The sequence below is a fragment of the Dankookia rubra genome, assembly GCF_004355005.1.
GTDB classification, from domain to species: Bacteria; Pseudomonadota; Alphaproteobacteria; order Acetobacterales; family Acetobacteraceae; genus Paracraurococcus; species Paracraurococcus ruber_A.
This window is the reverse complement of record NZ_SMSJ01000294.1, coordinates 1-1,022: the sequence shown is the minus strand read 5'-3', so window position 1 is coordinate 1,022 and position 1,022 is coordinate 1. Positions and strand designations below refer to the sequence as shown.

Sequence of the window (1,022 nt, the reverse complement as noted above, 5' to 3'; positions counted from 1 at the left end):
CGCTCGCGCTTGGTGCGGGCTCTGCTGGCGGAGGCTGCCACTTATGGGTGATTTCGCATCGGTCATCGGGTCCGGACCAATCGTCGGCCTGGACGACATCCCGAACAACCTGAGCGCCTATTATCAGATCGTCTCGTCCGGGGTGGTGCTCGACCTGTCGCAGCATACGGCCAGGAACATCGTCGACGGCCATCTCGACCCCTACGACCTGACGGTCATCGGCGGGTCGAGCAACGACCACGTCTCCGGCGGCCATGCGGAGGACGATCTCAGCGGCGGCAACGGCGCCGATACCATCTTCGGCTATATCGGCGACGACAGGATCCAGGGTGACGAGGGCAACGACTGGCTCTCGGGCGGCCTCGGCGACGATACCGTCCTCGGCGGCAAGGGCGACGACGTCGTCATGGGCGAGGAGGGCGACGACAGCCTCGCGGGCGGCGACGGCAGCGACTGGCTGGCCAGCGGCAGCGGCGACGACACCGTCGCGGGCGACAACGGCAACGACAGCATCTATGCCGGCAGCGGCGACGACTTGGTGCGCGGCGGCAACGGCGATGATTCCATCATCGGCGACACCGGCAACGACACGCTGTACGGCGACAACGGCGACGACATGCTCGCCGGCGGCAAGGGCGGCGACCAACTGGACGGCGGCAACGGCGACGACTGGATGGCGGGCGAGGCCGGCGAAGACCAGATGTTCGGCGGCAACGGCAGCGACACGCTGATCGGCGGCGACGGCAGCGACACCATGACCGGCGGCAACGGCAGCGACACCTTCCTGTTCGAAAGCGGCTTCGGCGACGACGTGATCACCGATTTCAGCAAGGCCGACCAGATCTGGCTGACCGCCAACATCAACAACTCGGGCATCAGCAATGCCCGGGATGTCGCGCAGTACGTCTCCGGCGATGCCGGCCACACCACGATCAAGATCGGCGACGACAGCATCCGCCTGGATGGGGTCGGCAAGGACGATTTCCTGTCGCACCTGACCAGCTGGGTGAAGATCGTCTGAT

The 1,022-nt window shown here is 66.3% G+C and carries 1 protein-coding gene; it reads left to right on the top strand.

Annotated features, from left to right (window positions below; translation table 11 throughout):
- A partial coding sequence (locus tag E2C06_RS36650) for a calcium-binding protein (protein WP_206664854.1) occupies nucleotides 1-1,021 on the top strand: 1,021 nt, incomplete at its 5' end.
- Nucleotide 1,022: the final 1 nt, after the last annotated feature.